The sequence below is a fragment of the Paenibacillus sp. OAS669 genome (assembly GCF_014873645.1).
Classification (GTDB): Bacteria; Bacillota; Bacilli; order Paenibacillales; family NBRC-103111; genus Paenibacillus_S; species Paenibacillus_S vulneris.
In genome coordinates, this window is record NZ_JADBDR010000003.1 from 434,542 (window position 1) to 454,953 (window position 20,412).

12 protein-coding genes and 1 pseudogene are annotated in these 20,412 nt (G+C 41.2%); 12 read left to right on the top strand and 1 reads right to left on the bottom strand.

Annotated elements, in window-relative coordinates; genetic code table 11:
- The first annotated feature begins 3 nt into the window (after positions 1-3).
- The 12 genes and pseudogenes from GGC63_RS09845 to GGC63_RS09900 all read left to right on the top strand — a co-directional run bounded on the left by GGC63_RS09845 (position 4) and on the right by GGC63_RS09900 (position 18,393).
- Positions 4-2,130, top strand: a complete 2,127-nt coding sequence (locus GGC63_RS09845) for an alpha-N-acetylglucosaminidase (protein WP_192702137.1) — start codon at positions 4-6, stop codon at positions 2,128-2,130.
- Between the two features lie 444 nt (positions 2,131-2,574).
- On the top strand, positions 2,575-3,525 hold the full coding sequence (locus GGC63_RS09850) for an ATP-binding protein (protein WP_192702138.1): 951 nt from the start codon (positions 2,575-2,577) through the stop codon (positions 3,523-3,525).
- Between the two features lie 116 nt (positions 3,526-3,641).
- The gene (locus tag GGC63_RS09855; RefSeq protein ID WP_192702139.1) at positions 3,642-3,959 is read left to right on the top strand and encodes a hypothetical protein; all 318 of its coding nucleotides are present in this window, start codon (positions 3,642-3,644) and stop codon (positions 3,957-3,959) included.
- A 129-nt stretch (positions 3,960-4,088) separates the two neighbouring features.
- Complete coding sequence (locus tag GGC63_RS09860) at positions 4,089-5,291, top strand: MFS transporter (RefSeq protein WP_225948074.1); 1,203 nt, start codon at positions 4,089-4,091, stop codon at positions 5,289-5,291.
- A 317-nt stretch (positions 5,292-5,608) separates the two neighbouring features.
- Complete coding sequence (yycF, locus tag GGC63_RS09865; RefSeq protein WP_192702140.1) at positions 5,609-6,313, top strand: response regulator YycF; 705 nt, start codon at positions 5,609-5,611, stop codon at positions 6,311-6,313.
- A 98-nt stretch (positions 6,314-6,411) separates the two neighbouring features.
- Positions 6,412-7,338 (top strand): aminoglycoside phosphotransferase family protein, encoded by a 927-nt coding sequence (locus GGC63_RS09870; RefSeq protein WP_192702141.1) that lies wholly within the window; start codon positions 6,412-6,414, stop codon positions 7,336-7,338.
- Between the two features lie 107 nt (positions 7,339-7,445).
- A pseudogene (locus tag GGC63_RS09875) lies at positions 7,446-7,603 on the top strand (EamA/RhaT family transporter); the annotation flags it as partial.
- 432 nt (positions 7,604-8,035) lie between these two features.
- Positions 8,036-8,566, top strand: a complete 531-nt coding sequence (locus GGC63_RS09880) for a hypothetical protein (protein ID WP_192702142.1) — start codon at positions 8,036-8,038, stop codon at positions 8,564-8,566.
- Positions 8,563-10,839: a chitobiase/beta-hexosaminidase C-terminal domain-containing protein gene (locus tag GGC63_RS09885; RefSeq protein WP_192702143.1), complete on the top strand. Its 2,277-nt coding sequence runs from the start codon at positions 8,563-8,565 to the stop codon at positions 10,837-10,839. The genes GGC63_RS09880 and GGC63_RS09885 overlap by 4 nt, the downstream gene beginning before the upstream one ends.
- A gap of 25 nt (positions 10,840-10,864) precedes the next feature.
- A complete protein-coding gene (locus GGC63_RS09890) occupies positions 10,865-16,423 on the top strand; it encodes an RHS repeat-associated core domain-containing protein (protein WP_192702144.1) in 5,559 nt (1,852 codons plus the stop codon).
- Positions 16,424-16,439: 16 nt separating this feature from the next.
- On the top strand, positions 16,440-16,838 hold the full coding sequence (locus GGC63_RS09895) for a DUF4279 domain-containing protein (RefSeq protein ID WP_192702145.1): 399 nt from the start codon (positions 16,440-16,442) through the stop codon (positions 16,836-16,838).
- 1,297 nt (positions 16,839-18,135) lie between these two features.
- Positions 18,136-18,393, top strand: a complete 258-nt coding sequence (locus GGC63_RS09900; protein ID WP_192702146.1) for a hypothetical protein — start codon at positions 18,136-18,138, stop codon at positions 18,391-18,393.
- A 1,232-nt stretch (positions 18,394-19,625) separates the two neighbouring features.
- Here GGC63_RS09900 and GGC63_RS09905 read toward each other — a convergent pair.
- Positions 19,626-20,102, bottom strand: coding sequence for a MarR family transcriptional regulator (locus GGC63_RS09905; protein WP_192702147.1), 477 nt, complete (start codon positions 20,100-20,102; stop codon positions 19,626-19,628).
- Positions 20,103-20,412 lie beyond the last annotated feature (310 nt).

The window sequence follows — 20,412 nt, forward strand, 5'->3', positions numbered from 1 at the left end:
CTAATGACAGGTGCTGTAAGAAATAACGTTGTGGATAAAGAAGTCGTAGTAGGGTTATTGCATCGTCTGTTGGGCGCGGCTTATGCCGAGCAATTTGAGCTGGAAGTGATTGCGCAGGACCAGGGACGCGATGTGTTTGAGATTGAAAATAAGGGGAAGAGAATCGTGCTGCGTGGATCGAACGGTATCAGTCTCGCTTCCTCGCTTCACTGGTATTTAAAATACAGCTGCCATGCGCATATTTCCTGGTCAGGCGATCAGTTGTCGCTGCCGGACCAGCTGCCGCCCGTAATAGAGGCTGTTCGTAAAATAACCCCTTATCGTCATCGATATATGTACAATTTCTGTACCTTTAACTACACGATGACCTGGTGGGATTGGAAGCGATGGGAGCGGGAAATCGATTGGATGGCGCTGCACGGCATTAACATGCCTCTTGCCGCAACGGGACAGGAAGCGGTCTGGATGGAGACAGGGCGCAAGCTGGGGCTGTCCGACGATGAAATGCTCAAGCATTTGACAGGACCGGCTTACCTGGCCTGGCACTATATGGGGAATGTCGACGGTATGGGAGGGCCGCTTCCAACAAGCTGGATTGAAGGGCAGAGAGAGCTGCAGCTGCAAATTCTGGAGCGTGAACGCCAGCTCGGCATGACGCCGGTGTTAGCGGGCTTCTATGGTCATGTGCCTGCCGCATTGAAACAGAAGCATCCGGATGCCAACATCCTGCAGCTGAAGTCATGGTTTGGAATGCCGGGCATTCACTTCCTGGACCCGCGGGATCCCTTGTTTGACGAAGCGGCCGGTCACTTTTACGAGGAGCAGAAGAGGCTTTACGGGACGGACCACTTGTACGCGATGGATTTGTTCCATGAAGGAAAATCGCCTGACACCTCGACGGAGTATGTCACCGAGTCGGCAAAGGCTGTTTGTCAAAGCATGCTGAACCATGATCCGGATGGAATCTGGGTCATGCAGAGCTGGTCGATGTCCGAGCCCATTGTGCGTTCCCTTCCGAAGGAGCATCTGCTGATGCTGGATTTGCATGCGGAGAGCAATGCCAAATGGAAGCAGTCTCATGCTTTTTACGGAAAACCGTGGATTTGGTGCATGCTGCACAACTTCGGTGCGCGTAACGGGATGTTCGGGGATCTGGATTCGTTGGCGCAAGGTCCGGCACAGGCGCTGCATGACCCGGGGAGAGGGGATATGGCGGGGATCGGCTTTGCTCCTGAAGCCATTGAGGAGAATCCGGTTTTTTACGACCTGCTGAGTGAAATGATTTGGCGGACAGAGGCTCCCGATCCGGATGAATGGGCAGCAGCCTACTTGCGGCGCCGCTATGGCAGACATAATGATGCAGCAGTAGAAGCATGGCGCTTGCTTCGCAAATCGGTCTATTCAAAAAATGCTAATTATGAATCCGTTGTTTGCGCCAGACCGAAGCTGGAAATTAGACGAACCTGCAACGGAACGGTAGTTCCTTTCTATGATGTGCGGGTGCTGCTGCGCGCATGGGAGGCCTTGCTGGAAAGCGGGGAGGAATTGCGGGCTTCCATCAACTATCAGTACGATTTGGTGAATGTAGGACGGCAGGTATTATCAGATACGGCAAGGCCGCTGCATTTGAAGATGATTGAGGCGTTCACCCGAAGGGACCGTACGGGATTTCAAGAATATTGGAACGCATTGGAGGCGCTGATCGTCGATCTGGAAGAGCTGCTCGGCACCAATGTTCATTTTCTTACCGGCCCATGGATAGACCGAGCGAAGAAGTGGGGAAATACACAGGATGAGATAGCGCTTCATGAGTTCAATGCCCGCACGATCATTTCCACCTGGTGGCCCGAGGTTACCTTTGACGACTATGCACACAAACAGTGGTCCGGCATCATGGCGAGCTATTACTTGCATAGGTGGAGACGATTTGCCGCCTGCCTGGAAGCCTCCATCGACGATCCCGATTCTTTCGATCAGCAAGCCTTTGACAGGGAAATACGCGAGTGGGAGGTCAGCTGGATGGAAGGAAGCGATACCTTTGCGTTGGAAGCTGCAGGAGATCCCGTAGACGTATCCCGGCGGTTGTTCAAGACCTACGCCGATATGGTTGAACGCTTTTGGAAGGGATGATCCTATTCTGGACTTTTTCATGATTCGACTTGGGTAGCTTACCATTTATACTCTGTTGTAACGTCTCTGGATGACGGGTTTTAGAGGCTTGACCTCGTAGCAGCCCATCGTCCCGGGGCGTTTGTTTTTTGCAAAGGCGGTGCTCGGAAAATCTGACAGGAGATGTTAGCCTAAGAAACGCTGCTGGGGAAGCCTGGTAACCGCATTAGGCTAAGGTGCAGGAATACGCGGCAGGATGTCGAAGATAAGATTAGCCTAAGCCTAAGAAAATCGGATAAGAATGGAGAGCATATGATAATTAAAAAGCCGTTAACGGACATCATTCCTGAATTATTTGATCTTCCTGGTGGTATATCTGTCTCGATAGATGCAAGCTGCAAAAGAATTATACATAATGCCACGGCTGCCGAGTTTCTCCGAATCAAATCAGGAGGAGACTTCTCGATGTCAGCGGACGACCCGCCTTCAGTACTTGCCTTCGATGAACATGGAAGATGTCTGACTGCAAAAGAATTAACCTTACAGAAGGCTATATTGGAAGGCAAGGAAAATAAGCAAGTCGTAGAACTGGTGTGGCCTGACGGGGTTCGAAAAATCGCAGTCTGGAACAGCAAACCGATATTCAACGAACAAGGTGAAATTATTGGGGCTGTGTCCATTTCCGAAGATATTACCGATTATATGCTTGAAAAACGGCGGCTGCGTGAATCGCAGGAGCGGTTAAGGATCGAATTAGAGAGGATGGATCGATTAAACCATGTAGCGCAGCTGGCCGCAGGCATCAGTCATGAGGTCAGGAATCCTCTAACCACGGTGAAGGGCTTTCTGCAAATCATGCATTCTAATTTACAGAGGGTTGATGAAACGATCGTTAACCTGATGATCGAGGAATTAGATCGTGCGAATGAGATCATTTCCGATTTCCTGTCTCTTACCAAGGTCCATAAGAAGGAATTAAGCCAAGATAATATATGGAACGTCATTGACCGGATGCTCCCACTTATAGAGAATGAGGCTTTCATAGCGAAAAAGAAGCTGGTTTTGAAGCGGACTAAAGTATCTGATGTCATGCTCGATTCCAAAGAGGTCAAGCAGCTCATATTGAATCTGGTGAGAAATGCTCTCGAGGCCATGCAAATCGGGGGCACTGTCTATGTCGAGACGCTGGAGACTCCATCCTGCGTAGAATTGCGAGTTACAGACGAAGGGCCGGGTATTCCAAAACATATTTTGGAGCAGCTGGGAACCGGAACCCCCTTTGTTACGACAAAGACGAACGGCACGGGAGTAGGACTTGCCATTTGCTATGACATTGCAAAACGGCATAATGCTCACATGGATATTGAAACGAGTTCAATGGGAACGATGTTTAAGATACAATTCCCGAAGCTTTGAAAGCTGCAGCCGATTCATTGAGCGATAACGATAGTTTCATAGTGAAAATAAGGCGCGTCTGCACTTAGCAGGCGCACTTTTGTTAACAGTACTTATGGAAAATAAGGAGGGTACTTATGAAGGAAGAAGAGCAATTTCTGGGGTATATAGGAGACTATAGGGTACACGATAGCAAGATTGAAGGTATTCTTTGTGAGAACGCCAATGCAACTGTCACTTTGAGAGGCTACGAGGGAGAGCTGATAACAGTTCATTTTTATGGAGTTCAAAATATGCATTTCAACAGACCGATTGGCATGATGCTCTACTCCATAAGTGAAATGAAAGCAAAAGAGCCCCTCCGAAAGTTCCTTTTTGCTAACTGGTATGAAGAAGATGATGCTTCGTTTGAAATCCTAGCCGAGCGGGTGGAGTTTACGGTTCAGGAAAAATGAGTGGTTTCCTTTCCCGAACTTCCCATTACTTACCTCGAGGTTACTAAATGGACTTTAATACAGTTCTTGTCACGCATCCTCTGATTAACTATGATTGGATATACATTGACATAGGGCGGAGTGATCACTTTGGGTAATGCTGAGGCAAGTTATCGAATTCCTCTTTTTTGCACCGTGACCCTGCTGTTCTGGTTTTCCATGTATACCTGCGTTCCGATTTTGGCCTCCTATGTGGAGTTTCTGGGGGCTTCCCACCAGATGGCCGGCTTTATTGTCGGCATGTACGGGCTAAGCCAGATGCTGCTGCGGATTCCCGTGGGAGTGCTTTCCGACCGCTATCATAAGCGCAAATTGTTTATTCTGTTCGGTCTGCTGTTCTCCGTGTTGGCCGGACTGGGCATTCTGATCACACAGGAGATTACCTGGATACTCATTCTGAGGGCACTTGCGGGTGCGGCGGCAGCAACATGGGTCGATTTTACCATTCTGTTCGTAAGCTATTTCAAGAAAGAAGACACTACTCGAGCGCTTGGAACGCTGTCCTTTTATAATTCGACCGGACAGATGCTCGGTATCCTTCTCGGCGGATGGTTCGCGGACCGGTTCGGGTGGGAGTCCTCCTTCATCATCGGTGCAGCGGTAGGGATGATAGGGCTCGTGGGTGCATGGTTTCTGGTTGAAAAGGTGGATAAACATGCGCAAAAAATTACTTTCGAGGGTGTCCTGGATGTTGCGAAGGATCGGACGCTGCTTACCGTTTCTTTCTTGTCCATTCTGTTTCAGGTACTGACCTTCGCCACTGTTTTCGGCTTCACGCCGGTGTTCGCCCAATCGCTAGGAGCCACCAAGCTTGATATGGGGCTGCTGACCTTCTTCTCCACGTTTCCAACCGCGTTAGCCGCCTGGATCGGAGGGAGGCATCTGGCGCAAAAGCTGGGAGAGCGAAACACGATCATTGTCGGTTTTATCATCAGCGGGGTGTTTACCGTGGCGATACCATTCACCCCGTCGCTCTGGGTGCTTATGCTGACGCAAGCTTTGGCCGGCTTCGGAAGAGGCTTTACTTCTCCTGTGCTGATGTCGTTGAGCATTAAACATATGGATACCGGCAAACGTGCGACGGCAATGGGATTCTACCAGGCGATTTACGGCTTGGGGATGTTCGGAGGTCCCATCATCATGGGAATCGCAGGAGATTGGTTTTCCCTGGAGAACGGCTTCCTGATGGTCGGAGCTCTCGGCTGCGTCACTTCCATACTGGCTTACCTGATGCTGAATAGGGCAGGGGCTGGAACAACTGCGCCTCCGCGCACGCGCGAAATAGCGAAATGAGGGAAAAGACCTTGACCGTTGTCTGGTGAAGGTCTTATTTGCTGTTTAGGACAAAAGGATGAGATCGAGTGGAAAGCGCTTTACTGAGTTCAATGCTGGTACTTTCCTAATTTGACGGGCCATTATCTGTTACATTATTAGAGAGAATGGGAGAAGCATTTTTGAGGTACAGACATGCAGTCACGAGAGCTGGATAAAAGTAATGCGGTCGGCTCTATAATTTAGAGCCGTGTTTATGTTTTGTTGCAGTCAAATGGGGTGAAATGGAAGATTTGGAATATTTATTGTCGAATTATACATGTGAACAGGGGGGATTGATGGTGCCAACAATTATGATCGTTGAAGATGAGAGACCCATTTCAGATATTATTCTATTTAACTTAAAAAAAGAGGGCTACGAGGTTATCTGTGTCGATAATGGTAACGAAGCGATAGAACTTGCCATAAGCCATCCGCCTGATTTAATGCTGCTTGATCTTATGCTGCCTGGTTCAGATGGAATCGAGGTATGCCGAGTGGTTCGCCAAAAGCATCAATTCCCGATTATCATGCTTACTGCAAAAGATACCGAGTTAGATAAAGTGTTGGGGTTAGAAATAGGTGCAGATGATTATGTGATCAAACCGTTTAGTAATACAGAATTATTAGCCCGAATCAAAGCGAATCTTCGTCGTAACAAAGCAAACGATAACAAGGATAAAGCAGACGAGCCGATGATTATTGTGGATGAATTAAGCATCGATCTCAGTAGATATGCTGTGTCGAAACAAGGAAAAACAGTTGATCTTACTCATCGTGAGTTTGAATTGCTGCTTTATCTATCCAAGAATGTCGGCAAGGTATTTAGTCGGGAACATTTACTCCAGCAAGTCTGGGAATTCGATTATGTTGGGGACATGCGAACCGTTGATGTAACCGTTCGCCGTTTACGAGAAAAGATTGAAGATGATCCATGGGTACATAAGTACATTATCACTCGACGCGGAATAGGTTATACCCTGCGTGATCCCTTACAAGGCTAGCAATCATGAATCGTCAGCAAGTCTTGCGGCAGACATGCGCATGCTGCTTGTAAGGAGGCGAGCTTTATGCTCTGTATCTCTAGCAGGAGGTAATTCTTATGAATGTAGTTCAAGACATTATAGAAGAACAAGACCTTGCCATAACACATGTTGAAGAGCTAAATGTGGGCTTTTCTACTGCAAAAAAATATATACTCTTTACAAAAGATGACGAAGCGCAATATCTTCTGAAAATTTACGGTATTGAAAAAACAGAGAGACGTAAAAATCAGTTTGATCTAATGAACCAGCATTTCAATAACCATGTATCATGTCCAAAACCTGTCCAATTCGGTGTTAACGATAAGCATCAAGTTTGCTACATGATCTTGTCATACCTTAAAGGTGGGAGCGGCGATAAAACCATATCTCATCAGAGTGTAGAGGAACAATATAGTTTAGGGGTTTTGGCAGGCAAGGAACTAAGAAAGATTCATTTCATTACTCCGCCTCAACCTTTTGACTGGTATCAAAAAAGGACGCTCAAGTATCAGAAAAAAATGGATGAGTGTAAGAGACTAGGTCTTACCTTTTATAAGCAGGCATTTATTGAAAATTATATTCATGATCACCTTCATTTCATCAAAGATAGCTTAGTTACGTTTCAGCATGATGATTTTCACCCTCAGAATATGATTGTAAAAGAGAATGGGGCTATTAGTATTATTGATTTCGATTCCTATGATTGGGGAGACCCTTTTGAGGAGTTTTTCAAAATACCCAAATACACAATTTATACAAGTCTGTACTTTGCTAAGGGTCAAATTGAAGGCTACTTCGAAGGGAACATACCTGACACGTTTTGGCGAAAATACAACTTATTTGTTGCTCTAAACCAGCATGCAAGTCTATTAGGCGGCGTGCACTCGAATAACCTAGCCTATGTCCAAGAAAGAACTCGCTCCATTATTGAAACACATGATTTCAATAACAATGGTGCCCCAGACTGGTTCACCAATTTGCCTAAAGGAACTATTTTTTCTTAGATACTGACAATGCTCTAAGTATGTTTTTATACTAAATTTTCGCCACACAAAGGCCGTGCTAGTCAGTTGTGTGGTTTTTTGCGTTCAAACAAGGAGGATGATTTGGGATGAAATTATGGCATTATGCTCTGATTGTTTTTTTGGGAGGCTGTTGTTAGGGGGGGGGTCTACTTTTGTTAAATTGGCCTATGCAGCGGGCTTCACAGTATCAGCGGTGGTTGGAGGGCAGGGTTTTATCGGCGCTGTGCTTACTTGGCTTGTTGTTACCAAGTCTAGTGATTTTGGGGAGTTTAATTCCAAAACAGGGGTTTTTTTAGAAATTGTTCAGTTATTTCTGCTAACCTAAGTTATCTGGAAAATTATTCAAAGGGTGCTGGATTTGTTTATACAAACAAGCCAAGTTTGTTACCATGCTACTTTGATCCTGCTTTTGTGAATAGGTTATTGTAGTGAATAAGGCCTACTTACAACAATTCTGTCGTATTTATTCGACAAAATCATACATTTTACACCCGTATACAACTATGATTTGACAAATATATAATAATTCAGTCAATAAATAAACAGATATGAAAATAATGTATATTTATTGATGGATTTTAACTCAATTTACGATGGGGAGAGATCTATCATGACGATTTGAAGTTTTGAAATGTTCAGAAAATAGATTATTGACATTATATGATGAGGTGGAAAAATGAAAAATAAACTTTTGAAGTTTAGTCTTATAACAATAATGGGTGTATCGGTTCTAGTGTTTTCATCACCCATAGTCCTTTCAATGGTAACAAGCCCCGCAAACCAGAGTAACACCTATGAATCTCAAGATCAGGATACATTATATAAGAAAATATCGCATGACAAAGAAACGCAACAGGAAGAAGAACATAAGAAGAAAAGGGAACAACTCTCTGAGCAAATGAGAAAATGGGCCGAGCTTCAAAATAATCAAAAGAGTTTATCTGAAGAAAAAGCTAATAAAACCGAAAAGCAACAACTAAAGGCCTTGAAGTCTGACCTCCATTCTTCAGGTGCTGAAGAATATGTCATTAAGGCGGAGGATGCATTGAACAATAATGATATAGAAACTGCTTACGCAAGTATTAGAGAAGCTCTAAAACTAGATCCATCAAATGCAAATATAAAAAAAATGTTTCAGGAGATATATCGAGTTTATAGCGAACAAATTGTTGCTAGTCGCAATGAAATCATAGGAGGAACAAAATGAAAAGGATATTGGCAATATTATTAATCATTTCGTGGCTTCCTTTACTATCGATACACACAGGTGAAGTACATGCTAGTTCGAATACGATATATAAGCTTAAACCAAAATATTTACTTACGGACTTTAACTTCGAGATGATTGCATCAACGATAACAACAAATGATAATAATTTCTCTGTTGTAGGAAATTTTCGCACAGACAAAGATATGAATGGTACTTTTTGGTCTACTTTAGATAAACATAGCCATAGCAGTTTGAAATATCCTACGAATCCCAACTTTCGAAATGTAGTACTTGAATATAATTATTCAATATCTGGATATACCGAACGAATGAATTCTGAAAATGCACCGGTATTAACAATCGAGACGAATAGCGGGCAAATATATTACATAAGGTTATGGAACTATGTTATAGATCGCCCACTCGATGACTGGGAAGTAGGTGCAAGCGATTATTTTGGAACTACCATTAATTTTCCTGAAGGAAGGACGCCAAGAGGGGCAAGTGGAAAATCAGGTAAGATACAAATTGATTTTAATAACTTATACGCAGGATGGGCCCCATATCAATGGGAACCTGGTATCACAATTGACCCAGAGACCGGGGAAGAAATCACGATTGATACTTGGGTGCCTACATCAGAATGGGAAAAGGTGCCTGTAAATGATATAAAAAGCATCATGTGGTCTTTTGTACCTATCAATTACAATTGGCAATCGCAAGATATGAATTACTTATCTGATTCTATGGAATTCCAGGTGGATTTTACAAATTGGGAAGTTTACGGGAATACTTTCCTAATGAATGAACAGCCTAATAAGCCAATCTCGCAGGTGCGACTTTGTGATGATTATGATGATATATACAACCTAACACCAGAAAGGGTGGTAAGCGAGTATGGAAAGCTTGGATATGGTGGTATTGTCAATTTTTACGTAGGTGCTTCTCATTACTATGACAAAAAGTTTGATGGTAGCGACATGGCCATGAAGACTAATTATCCGTTTAATAAAGCGTTTAAAGCCTGGTATTCAAGCTACATTCAGCAATTGAAAGCCAATAATATTGGTATTATTCATTCTATTTCAATGGAAAGCGTTGATGCCCCGCCTTCTTGGTGGCAGCGCACATGGGATAATAGACCCGGCTATACAATGTGGACACCTGTGCCAAGATTACTGAGTTTTACCAACACTGAATTACAAGCATTCTATAAAAGTTACGTATTGGAACTCGCAAAAATGTCGGATGAACAAAACATTAAACCAATGATCCAACTTGGAGAACCATGGTGGTGGTTTCAGGAGAATGAACCAGAAAAACCGCCGACTTTTTATGACCAAGCAACAAAAGATTTGTATTTGGCTGAAAAAGGTGTTCCAATTCATGAGTTTCATTCAAGCACAGAATCGGTTGAAGGCCATGAAGATATGTTGCTGTGGCTGCAAGCGAGGATTGGGATATTTACACATCTGCTTAGAGACACTGTAAAAGAAGCCTATCCTGATTCTCAATTTACAGTATTATTTTTTACACCGTCTGTTATAGATAAGAATCGTGTTCCTAAAATGATGAGTATTGTAAACTTTCCAAAAGAACATTGGAAATACCCAGAACTCGATTTCTTTATGTTGGAAGATTACGATTATATGATTTTTAATGAGATGGAAAAACATAGACAATCTATGACGTTTGTACAAAATGAACTGAACTATCCTGTAGATAAGATTCATTACTTCTCGGGGTTTGCTTTAGAAGATACTGACCAGGTATGGTCGAATATCGATCAGGCTGTAAATGACGGATTTAATCAAGGTTTTAAGGAGGTTTATGTTTGGGCATATACACAGATTAAACGAAGAGGGTGGGTGCAACCGGATATTATCAGATCAACCGTACCAACCGGAATCTATCGACAACCGTTTTCTGTTTCTCTAAGCACCTCGGATAACGCTCAAATTATATACACAGATGATGGCAGTGATCCATCGCTAAGCAATGGGAAAGTGTTTACAACTCCTATCCCAATAACAAATGATACTAGGATTAAAGCAATAAAGGTTAAAAACGGATCTTTTAGAAATGTAGTTGAATTTGATTATTACTTTAATCGAAGCACTTATCAGTACAACAGTAAAAATCAATTGACTGAAATGCAATTTTACCGAAATAACAAAAGATTTAAAAAGATATTCCAATATGACGATAATGGAAGTTTAATTAAGCAAGCCGAAAGTGAAGTTGTAAATATGTGGGGCAATCAAGAATAAACATTGCCAATTTATTGGAGGAACTATGATAAAAAAAATAATAAGTAGCGCACTATCATTCGTTTTTTTTGCTAGTACTATAAATCCTATTTATGCTGCAAGTAATCAGGACGGCAGTCAAATTTACAGTTCGTCAAATTCTGTTTCGACAGTAACATACGATGTTTACTCGGAAAGTCCGATAGAATCAGAACCATTACCTTTTACACAGCAACAACTTGCTGAAATGAAAACAACGTTTACACCACAAATGTGGAATATGGCTGTTTATTTTTATCCTGAGTTATTTAAAACATTGCCAGAAAATCAAAAAAAGGACACCCTTCAATTTAATTTCAACACGTTCATTCAGCAATATGAACAATTAAACGAGGGCGAAAGAGATAAATTAAACCGATTGACACCGCTGGTTGAAATTTATTACTTAAGGAAGAAAAATCCGCAAGCTTACGATGCACTGATTTATTCTGATCTTGAAAAAAATTCTCGTACCATCGTACAAGCTGTTTATTCAAAAAGCGGAAGCCTTAAAGCTGCCACTTCTTTGAATTCAAATTCTCCAAGCCAAACGTTAGGCGAAATCAAACCCTTTACGTTTCAGGAGAACACAGATCAACTAGTTGACCCGATGTTTCGGACCAGCAATCAAAAAGATGTAGATGTTCATTTATCGGGTTTACATGGTCTAGATGTTGATTTAATCCGTTCGTACAATTCCATGAATGCTAAAATTACTCAACCTGATTATAACCTATCCGGCAATATACCAAAACCTATAACAAACCAAGACCGAGGATTTATTGCAACAGGTTGGCAATTGAACATTCCTACCCTAAAAATAGAGCAAAATTATGACTATATTGGGTGGTATTCTGTTCCTGGTGCCATTAACGATCCTTCTTCACCATATTATTTGAAAAATTTCTATAGTAGAGAGCATATTGATGCAAATTCAAACTTAACTGATGGGTGGTACCCAAGAATCACATTTACATTGGATGATGGCTCAACTTATGAATTCCGAGATAATGTTTCTGATCAACCTTTCAATCAACCTTATAAAAATGCTAATTATACCGTTGATGAGAATAATGTGTATAGGTTGACGGTAAACGATCAAAAAATATATGAGTTCGTGCCTAAGGGGAATGAATGGGTCGTTTCATCTATTTCAAACAGACTGGGTGACCATATTCAATATCAGTTGTATTCTGATAAAACGCTCATAACGGATACAGTTCAAAGAACAATTGAGATAACGTATGATACTGGGAATGCTCCAATTCATATTAGTGGTATTACTGTTAAGGATAATAGCGGCAAACTTATTCGTAAAATAAGTTATAATGTACAATCCCGCTTATTTAGCGGATCGTTACGCAGTTTTATTCCTAGTGTTGGGGCGTATCAGCCATCACCAATCACAGTTCCCTATGCTCAATTGAATAGTGTGTATGACGCTGTTGGAAATAGAACTCTTAAAAATTACACCTACTATGAAGTAGATAGTAAAGGTATCGCAGACTTTAATTTAGACGCCGAATATCAATTTCAAGTACAATCTGATCTTAAAACGCCTGTACTTGATGTTAATAAAGGTGGATCTGAAGCAAATGGCTCCGAGGCATCAAGCATTGTAGAGAAAGATAAGGGAACGTATGGAGAAATTGCCTACCTACTTTTAAATCAAACAACAACAGATACAGGTTTAACAAGTCAGTTTATGTATTCTACCTACAACCCGGTTTGGGCGAATCAATCGGATTATAAAGTTCGGGACAGATTGAGGGGGTCTACAAGAAGCTATCTGGATATTTGGGGACTTACTTATGTTGGTTATCATCGTGTTCAATCTGTTATTTTAAGTTACACGGATTCGGATAGCACAAGTAAGATGCTAGTAATAAATATCCATGATAATGCCGATGGGAAGGCAAAGGAGGTTTGGAATTATCCTAAAAATGCTTCAGGCAGACTCAGTTCAAGCAATAGCTTTCGAAGTGGGGATATTTCAGAAACAACGTTTTCTACAGATCTGGGAGATTTCACTGCAACCCACAGTGTAGGTATGCAGGCAAATGGATATTACGATAATTACGGAATTTACCATAATAGACCGACGAAACTTGCTTATGAATACGATGAAGGCAATGGTTTAATCAATCAGATCAATTCTACATCGGGAAATAAAGTATTGGGCTACGCACCGAAGGTCGTAACATCGTACAAATATGAAGCTGATGGAAATAAAGATAATACGAAACCGACGTCAGTTTATCGTTTTGACTCGGGTGCATCAAGTGATCCACGTTCACAAAACGTAAAAGACTATTTGTGGGGTAAGTCGGATAACAAACCTGCCAATATCCATAATTTCGCAAATGCTTCTAATGTTCAATATGACACTTTTGGGATGGTAGTGGCTGAAGAAGATGAACTTGGAAACCATACTGAATATGCTTATTCGGGTCCATACCGTCAAGTAAGTATGATCAAAAGGACATCAAGTGATGGTAAACAGGAGGTGCTACTGAGCTACGTTTATAATGGTAACGGAACAATAGCGAAAACAACAAAAACGAGTAAATATCGAAATCCCGAGAACGATACTTTACAGTCGGATACATTAATTACCGAATATCTTGCATACAACAATAAAAATCAGCCGACAAAAATCAAAGAAAATGGTTCTGGAGACCAGTTTGGCGCCGCTATTCCAGAAACCATCACAGATTTTGAATACGATCCGTCTGGATTGCATATCACAAGAGAAAGCAAAAAAGTCAAGTTGGCAGAAGGTCAACCGGATTCTGAAGTTGTTGTACAGTACGAGTACGATAATCAAGACCGATTAATAAAACAAATTTATCCAGATCAAAGCAAACTAGAGTATGGTTACGATTTTAAAAATCGAGTCACATCGCAAATGTTCATACCTTCTCCAGTAAATACAGATTCGGAGCGCAAGGTTACGCTTGCGTATGACGATTTGAACAGAGTAGTCACAAAAACATTGCCAGACAAAGAGCAAATCATTACTTATTACAATCCCTATAGTTTAGTAGAAAAAGAGCAAAGAAAAGTCGGATCAACACTTCGAACTATTGTTGCAAATAAATATTCGCTGTCTGGAAAACTTTTAAAAGAATCTTACCCCTATGGGGAGATTGACAAAAAGACAACCTATTTATATGGGAAAAATGGACAGATTTCTGTTGTAACAAATGCATTAGGTTTACAAACTCAGACCTTCTATGCCAATGTTGCTTATGCAAGCGATAATGGTACTGGATATTTGCAGAGTACTGTTAAGACAGTAGAACCTGATGGAAAAGAAACGTGGAATTACATGGATCGATTCGGTCAAGTACAGCAGATTACAGAGCAAAGTGAAACTAAAAATAGGACGACCCAATATGTGTACACTCCCTTTGGTAAAGTTTCCGAACAGAAAGTGGTAGCTGGAGGGGTTACTCAAACAACAACATATGGCTACGATGCACTAGGAAATTTGATTTATGTTAAAGATAATGCCGGTCAAGTTAACAAATATGTATACAATCGATTGGGTGAAGTGATCGCAACCTATGTGAACGGCAAGTTAAAAAAACAAAAAATGTATAATGGCAATGGATGGTTGTTATCTACGGCCGATTCTGAGGGTTTAAGTGAACACAATCAGTACCAAGTTACCGGCCTTCTGGATAAACATATTGATAAAAAAGGACAGACCTATCAATATACGTATACCCCATACTGGGAAGAGAAGCGAGTTTCCATTTTCGGGGAAAGTGGCGCAGAAGTATATTGGCGGAATAAAAGTTATGATAAGGATACGCGCCTTTTAGCAGGGATTGAAAATAGTGAGAATGAAAAGTTGTCGTACTCCTATGACGAATGGAAAAGAATGAAGAAGCAAACGGTTGTCGGAAGAGACTATGGGTTTGGATACGATGCAGTAAATGACAATCTAATCAAAATTACATTCCCGGATGCCAAAGAGGTCGTTTACACTCATGATAAACTGAATCGGATAGCAACAGTGGACTACCCAGGAATGGGAACAGTGAAGTATAATTATGACATTGCTAACAATGAAAATACGTACACTGTAAATTACCCGGGGAACCAGCGTCAGCAAAGAAAAGTTGATGCATTTAAAGAACTATTATCACATTCGCATCAAATTAACGGCTCAGTAACGAGAACCGAAACCTTTGGATATGATGGATTCGGTAATATTACGACGTTAAGCAAAAACAACCAAACGTACAAGTTTGAATATGATGGTTTAAATAGAATTGCAAAGGAGATTTTACCCCAAAGTCAGAACTTGTACCGTTATGATGACCAAGGAAATCGACTAACGCTAGAAAGTGATACCGTCCCAATTCCTGAACAGGAAATGTCGGAATTTAAGTATAACGTAAATAACCAGTTATCAGATATTGATGACAATGCGGGCATTCAATCACACTATTCCTACTATGGGGATGGATTGAGAGCGTCAAAACTAGTAAATGGAGTTATGACACGTTATGTTTATTTTAATGGTAAAATAATCGACGAACTGGATGGAAATGGTAACTTTAAGGCGAGGAATATTTGGGGTAATGAACTGTTATGGCGGCAGGATCAGATTTCAAACAAGTCGGGATATTACTATTACAACGGTCATGGTGATGTAGTAACCATCAAGGATGCTGCGGGAAACGACATCAATACGTATGAATATGACATCTGGGGAAATGTGTTAAGTAAGAAAGAAGGGATGAATAATCCTTATCGGTACACAGGTGAACTTCAAGATGACGAAAGCGGATTGATTTACTTAAGAGCGAGATACTATGATCCTGCGGTCGGCCGGTTTATTAATGAGGATACGTATGAAGGGGATATAAAAAATCCGCTGAGTTTGAATCTTTATACGTATGTGCATAATAATCCGCTGATTTATATTGACCCTACAGGGCATTACTGTGTTTCCAAAGATGGTAACCATGCACATGAAGGGCAATGTAATAATGGTGATGGAGCACTTACTGGAAACAGTGCTTCAAAATATTTAGGTGATGATAAGGATTTCCAAGGTCAGCCTATAATTGAAAATGGAGTATTAAATGGTTATTTGGGTGTCACGGGGGCATTCCTCCCTGAAGAAATGAACTATTGGAGCTATGCATACACGGAGTGGACAAACAAAAATAATAATGATTTATATTACAAACTTGATAGAGGTACTCAAGAAACATTCAGAAAGCAACTATTGCAAGGCTATGTAGGTGGTCAGATTGAACAGGGGTTCCCTGACTTTAAAGAGGGATACGTTTGGGGAGCTACTCTTGGAAGAGGTGGGCTATTAAAAAGTGGTCTTAGTAAGACGCTTAGGTCAATTAACAAAATTGATGATAAGCATTTGAAACGACAGGGAATAGATGCTCATGAAGTTAAGAGAGACTTTTTAGGAAGTAAGGCACAAATCTCCCGATACGACTTGTATGTAGACAAAGCCACGGGTGAAGTTCTAATTTTGTTAAAAGGCGGTAAAGGGGATAGAATCCACACTGGAATTTTTATAAAATAACATGAGGTGAAGGAAATTGAGCACCAAAGTATCAGCAGAATTTTCAATTATTGGTGACACATTTGACCCGAAAATTGTGACGGATATGCTTGGATTGAATCCTACTGGTTCATATGTTAAGGGAGAATTGGTAACTGGGAAAAACTTGGTTAGAAAGGAATCATGTTGGTTTATTAAAACAGAACATGAGCCATCACTTGACGTTAACGAACAGCTTGAAAAAATTATAAAGTTAATAAATGGTAGGAAGAAGAAACTAATTGAGTTGAGAAATCAAATAGTAGTTGATTACAAATTTTTTATCGTAATTAAGATTGAGGAAAACCAAGTACCTGCTATATTTCTGTCAAGCGATATTGTTGAATTTGCAGGTAATATACAAGCTGAAATTGAATTTGATGTTTATATTCATTAAGGTTAACTTTCAACCACAATGCGACTAATCATCGTGTTGTGGTTCTTTTTTATCTTATCGCCGAACGGCGGCTAATCTGAAAGACCCCACCCAGTGTCGAACGAATCGGAATCGGGTAGCTCTCCCTTGATTTAATAATACATAGTCAGTTCTCTCGGTAAGCGAGGTGCCGTCGTCCCACTTTTCCGTAGGCCGCTGTTTGACTTAACATGAACAAAGACTGGGGTGGCCTGGTGGTGTGCCGAGAGAATCTGAATGGCTCACCACATGGCGACGAATGGGGCGTAAACCGCCCAGAAATCGCCATAGGTGGGCGCTACTGATCTGACGTGACCGTTTGCTTGTTCCGAGGATAGAAATGGGAATCTGCTCGGTTTATATCGGCTGTAACCACTCGCCCCAACCAGATTCGACAAGCGATGGGGACGGGATGATTGGATTGAAAAAAATTGATAGAACTTTTCGATCAATTCCATACGATTGATAACCTACTGGTATAGAATGGTATATTTCCTGCGAAGAAACGAATAAATATACGGTCTAATGGCTGAGCGATGGATGGATTCTATGGAGAACGTGACATGCCCTCCTATGTGGGAAATACAGGGTTCTTATGGGAATGTTCCATCGTCCACGAGAAAAACGGTACTGTCGGGAGTTGGCGAATACGCCGTATAAAAGTGCCGACGATATTCAGAAGTGGGCTGAATTCACACCTGAACATCTGGCTCTCCCATGAGAATCGAAGGGAAAGGAAAGGGGCGGAGCGAAGCGGAGTCTTTCGAGCGAAGCGAGGAGGTCACAAGCAGGGAACGAGCAGCTTGAATATCCGTGGGCAGCCCATGCCCATAGAAGCCTGGGCTGCTTCGGACTATGGAAATCCAAGGGATGGAAGTGCTCTGCTCCTCGCTATCGCTCGGAGTGACTCGCTTCGCTCGTCCTTTAATTCTTTCTATACGAGGTATCTGGAAAAAATCGAAATGCTATGATCTTCCGCTGTTCTCTGGATGGTAATTATTCCCCACACGCCCCCGTTGGCGACGTATGGACGTAGAACGTCCCGTAGTCGCTGACGGGGGATTTTTGCGTATTCGGGAAGGCTTTCCCCCAGCTCCTTATGAATAGCCTGTTACGGCTTGTTTAAATGGGCTGTAACCATACTCCTTCCCTGCCCTCTTACAGGAGATTCTGAGCGCAGTGAGGAGATTATTTCCCCTGCCACTATTTTTCATGTGAATCCCAGGAGTACACATGCATCCCCCCAGTTTATTTACTGTAAACGCCCCAATGGGGTGCTATGAAACCGAGGAGGGCCTTAACAAACAACGGATACGATGACCTTGACTTTGCAGTTGAAAGTAAAGTAATTATACATTTCTCCACAGGATTAACCGAAGTCCCATTTTCGGAATTACTTAAGAATGATATGTTAACTGAGTGGTTAATTTTTAGGAAGAATTTACCTCTCGATGAGGAAGCAAAGGATATGTATTATATACTTCTAAATATATACAGCACACTTTATAACATTAAGTCGGATTATGATAAAAAATAAATTACTCTTAAAGCCATAATGCGAATAACCCTTGCGTTGTGGTTATTTTTTCTATGTTCGCCGCGGCGGATGTAATAACGTTTCTGGTCTTGCTTATACAAAAGTATCGTCATATTCAAACGCATAAATGGTAAGATTGTTCCTTATGGGACAAAAGGTGGAGTTAGACTGGATGTAGTCGAGTATGCGAGTGATGGGGTAACTATCAATAATGTATATGATTTGAAAACTGGCTCAGCCTCTCTTACTCAAAGAGAATTAACGATATATTAAATAACTTACCTAATTCTGCTCCTATTCACCAAATTACCCCTTAGGAAAGGATTGCCTGAAATGATTGATAACAAAAGTATAAGAAAAATATTAATACAGCAGTTCAAACAATTTACACAACAAAATGATTTCTCATTCTATAAGCCAAATATGAGAGCAAGCAGACATCTTACACATAATAAATTTTGACATTATCGCTGACAGAGTGTATTACTGTTTGGGTATTCAGCCATTATATGTACCAGAAAACAATATTGTTTTAAGCTTTGGCACTCGTTCTGAGTTATTTGTAGGAAACAATGAAGAACAGTATGCTAATTATTTTAATGAACTAACTCTTTTCTTGAATCAAAATGGTTGAGGTGGTTTTCAAATTACGGTCAACCTGACGGAATCATTAATTTTATTGAGAAATCTACTGACGATTCTGAATTTCAAGTACTAGGTTTCGCTCATTTCTTACGACAGCTTTATTTAGGATTCAGCTACCTATACATTGGTAGATTAGACTCAGGAGTTAGTGCGCTAGAAAAGGTAGAAGATATACTAAAAGAGGATAACAGAAGTTGGGCAAATGAAGTGAAGCAACTTGCTCGGTCAGTGAGAACGTTGGTTCAAACTGAACCGAGTGTAGTGAATAAAAAACTGGATGGGTTTGTTTCTCAAACCAAACAAGCTCTAAAAATAAAATAAGGCTTTTCTCGGCCACAAGCGATTAACCCTCGCATTGTGGTTTTCATTTATTTTTGGGCGGGATTGCCAGCAGTAACCTCCGCTCTGACCATTCAGACAAGAGATCTTTGCGTGCTCAGAAGATTGATTGTTAGAAAATACAAAAAACGGCTGTTCACATAAACTGCACCCTGAATTGTTAATGAATTTTAATAGTTCGGGGTGCAGTTTCTATTTTGGATGGCAGATATCGACTATTAGGATGGGTCTGATTTTCTGTTCAAGCTTTATCGATAGAAATCAATCAGATCTCCAAACAGTCGTTTAATCAATTCAAGCTCAGCTTCGGTATATTTTTCCAGGAACTCGTACATTCTCTGCTGTTCCTTGGTGTGGAGCTCGTCATGAACAGCAAAGATCTTTTTACCGACAGGAGTCAGCCGAAAATATACTTCCTTTTTATTATCGCTGAGCTGGGCCCTTCGTACCCAACCCGCCTTCAATAATTTATTGGTGACCTTAGAGGTGTTCCCTTTGCTTAAGTTTAACGCTTCCGCGATCGATGTAACATTAATCGGCTCCTGTTCTCCAATGCATGCAATGGTATGCAGCTCCGTCATGTTCAAACTTAATTCAACGCCTATATGCTTCCGAATTTCCTCAAGATAAGATCCGGTTATCCATGATTCATATTGCTCTTTTTGCTGAAGAAACTGAATGAAATGTTCAAGAATTGCGCTTTTATTTGCCTTGATTGAATCCATGATTCAACTTCTCCTCGACTATTTTGTTTGTTATTATATCATAAATTTTTTCCTAAGAAACAATATGGGATACTGGTACAAGGGTACGATGATTAAAAGCCATACTACCCTGAGAACATGTCCAGTTCCCTAGCTGAATAAGAGGTTTATATGACGACGAATATGGAGGTTGACACCAAGAAAAGGGGGAGTTACAATAGTATTGTTTCGTATGAAACAATAAATTAGTGTGATGTTGATTGGCGTATTTTAATCCTTTTGTTTTATATGTTATTTTTTTATTCATGTGAAACAATTTATTGTGATGAAG

Bases quoted from the DNA above. Each gene is read 5' to 3' on its own strand.
- GGC63_RS09845 (WP_192702137.1), top strand. From the start codon at position 4: ATGACAGGTGCTGTAAGAAATAACGTTGTGGATAAAGAAGTCGTAGTA.
- GGC63_RS09850 (WP_192702138.1), top strand. From the start codon at position 2,575: ATGTCAGCGGACGACCCGCCTTCAGTACTTGCCTTCGATGAACATGGA.
- GGC63_RS09855 (WP_192702139.1), top strand. From the start codon at position 3,642: ATGAAGGAAGAAGAGCAATTTCTGGGGTATATAGGAGACTATAGGGTA.
- yycF (WP_192702140.1), top strand. From the start codon at position 5,609: ATGGTGCCAACAATTATGATCGTTGAAGATGAGAGACCCATTTCAGAT.
- GGC63_RS09870 (WP_192702141.1), top strand. From the start codon at position 6,412: ATGAATGTAGTTCAAGACATTATAGAAGAACAAGACCTTGCCATAACA.
- GGC63_RS09880 (WP_192702142.1), top strand. From the start codon at position 8,036: ATGAAAAATAAACTTTTGAAGTTTAGTCTTATAACAATAATGGGTGTA.
- GGC63_RS09885 (WP_192702143.1), top strand. From the start codon at position 8,563: ATGAAAAGGATATTGGCAATATTATTAATCATTTCGTGGCTTCCTTTA.
- GGC63_RS09890 (WP_192702144.1), top strand. From the start codon at position 10,865: ATGATAAAAAAAATAATAAGTAGCGCACTATCATTCGTTTTTTTTGCT.
- GGC63_RS09900 (WP_192702146.1), top strand. From the start codon at position 18,136: ATGAAACCGAGGAGGGCCTTAACAAACAACGGATACGATGACCTTGAC.
- GGC63_RS09905 (WP_192702147.1), bottom strand. From the start codon at position 20,102: ATGGATTCAATCAAGGCAAATAAAAGCGCAATTCTTGAACATTTCATT.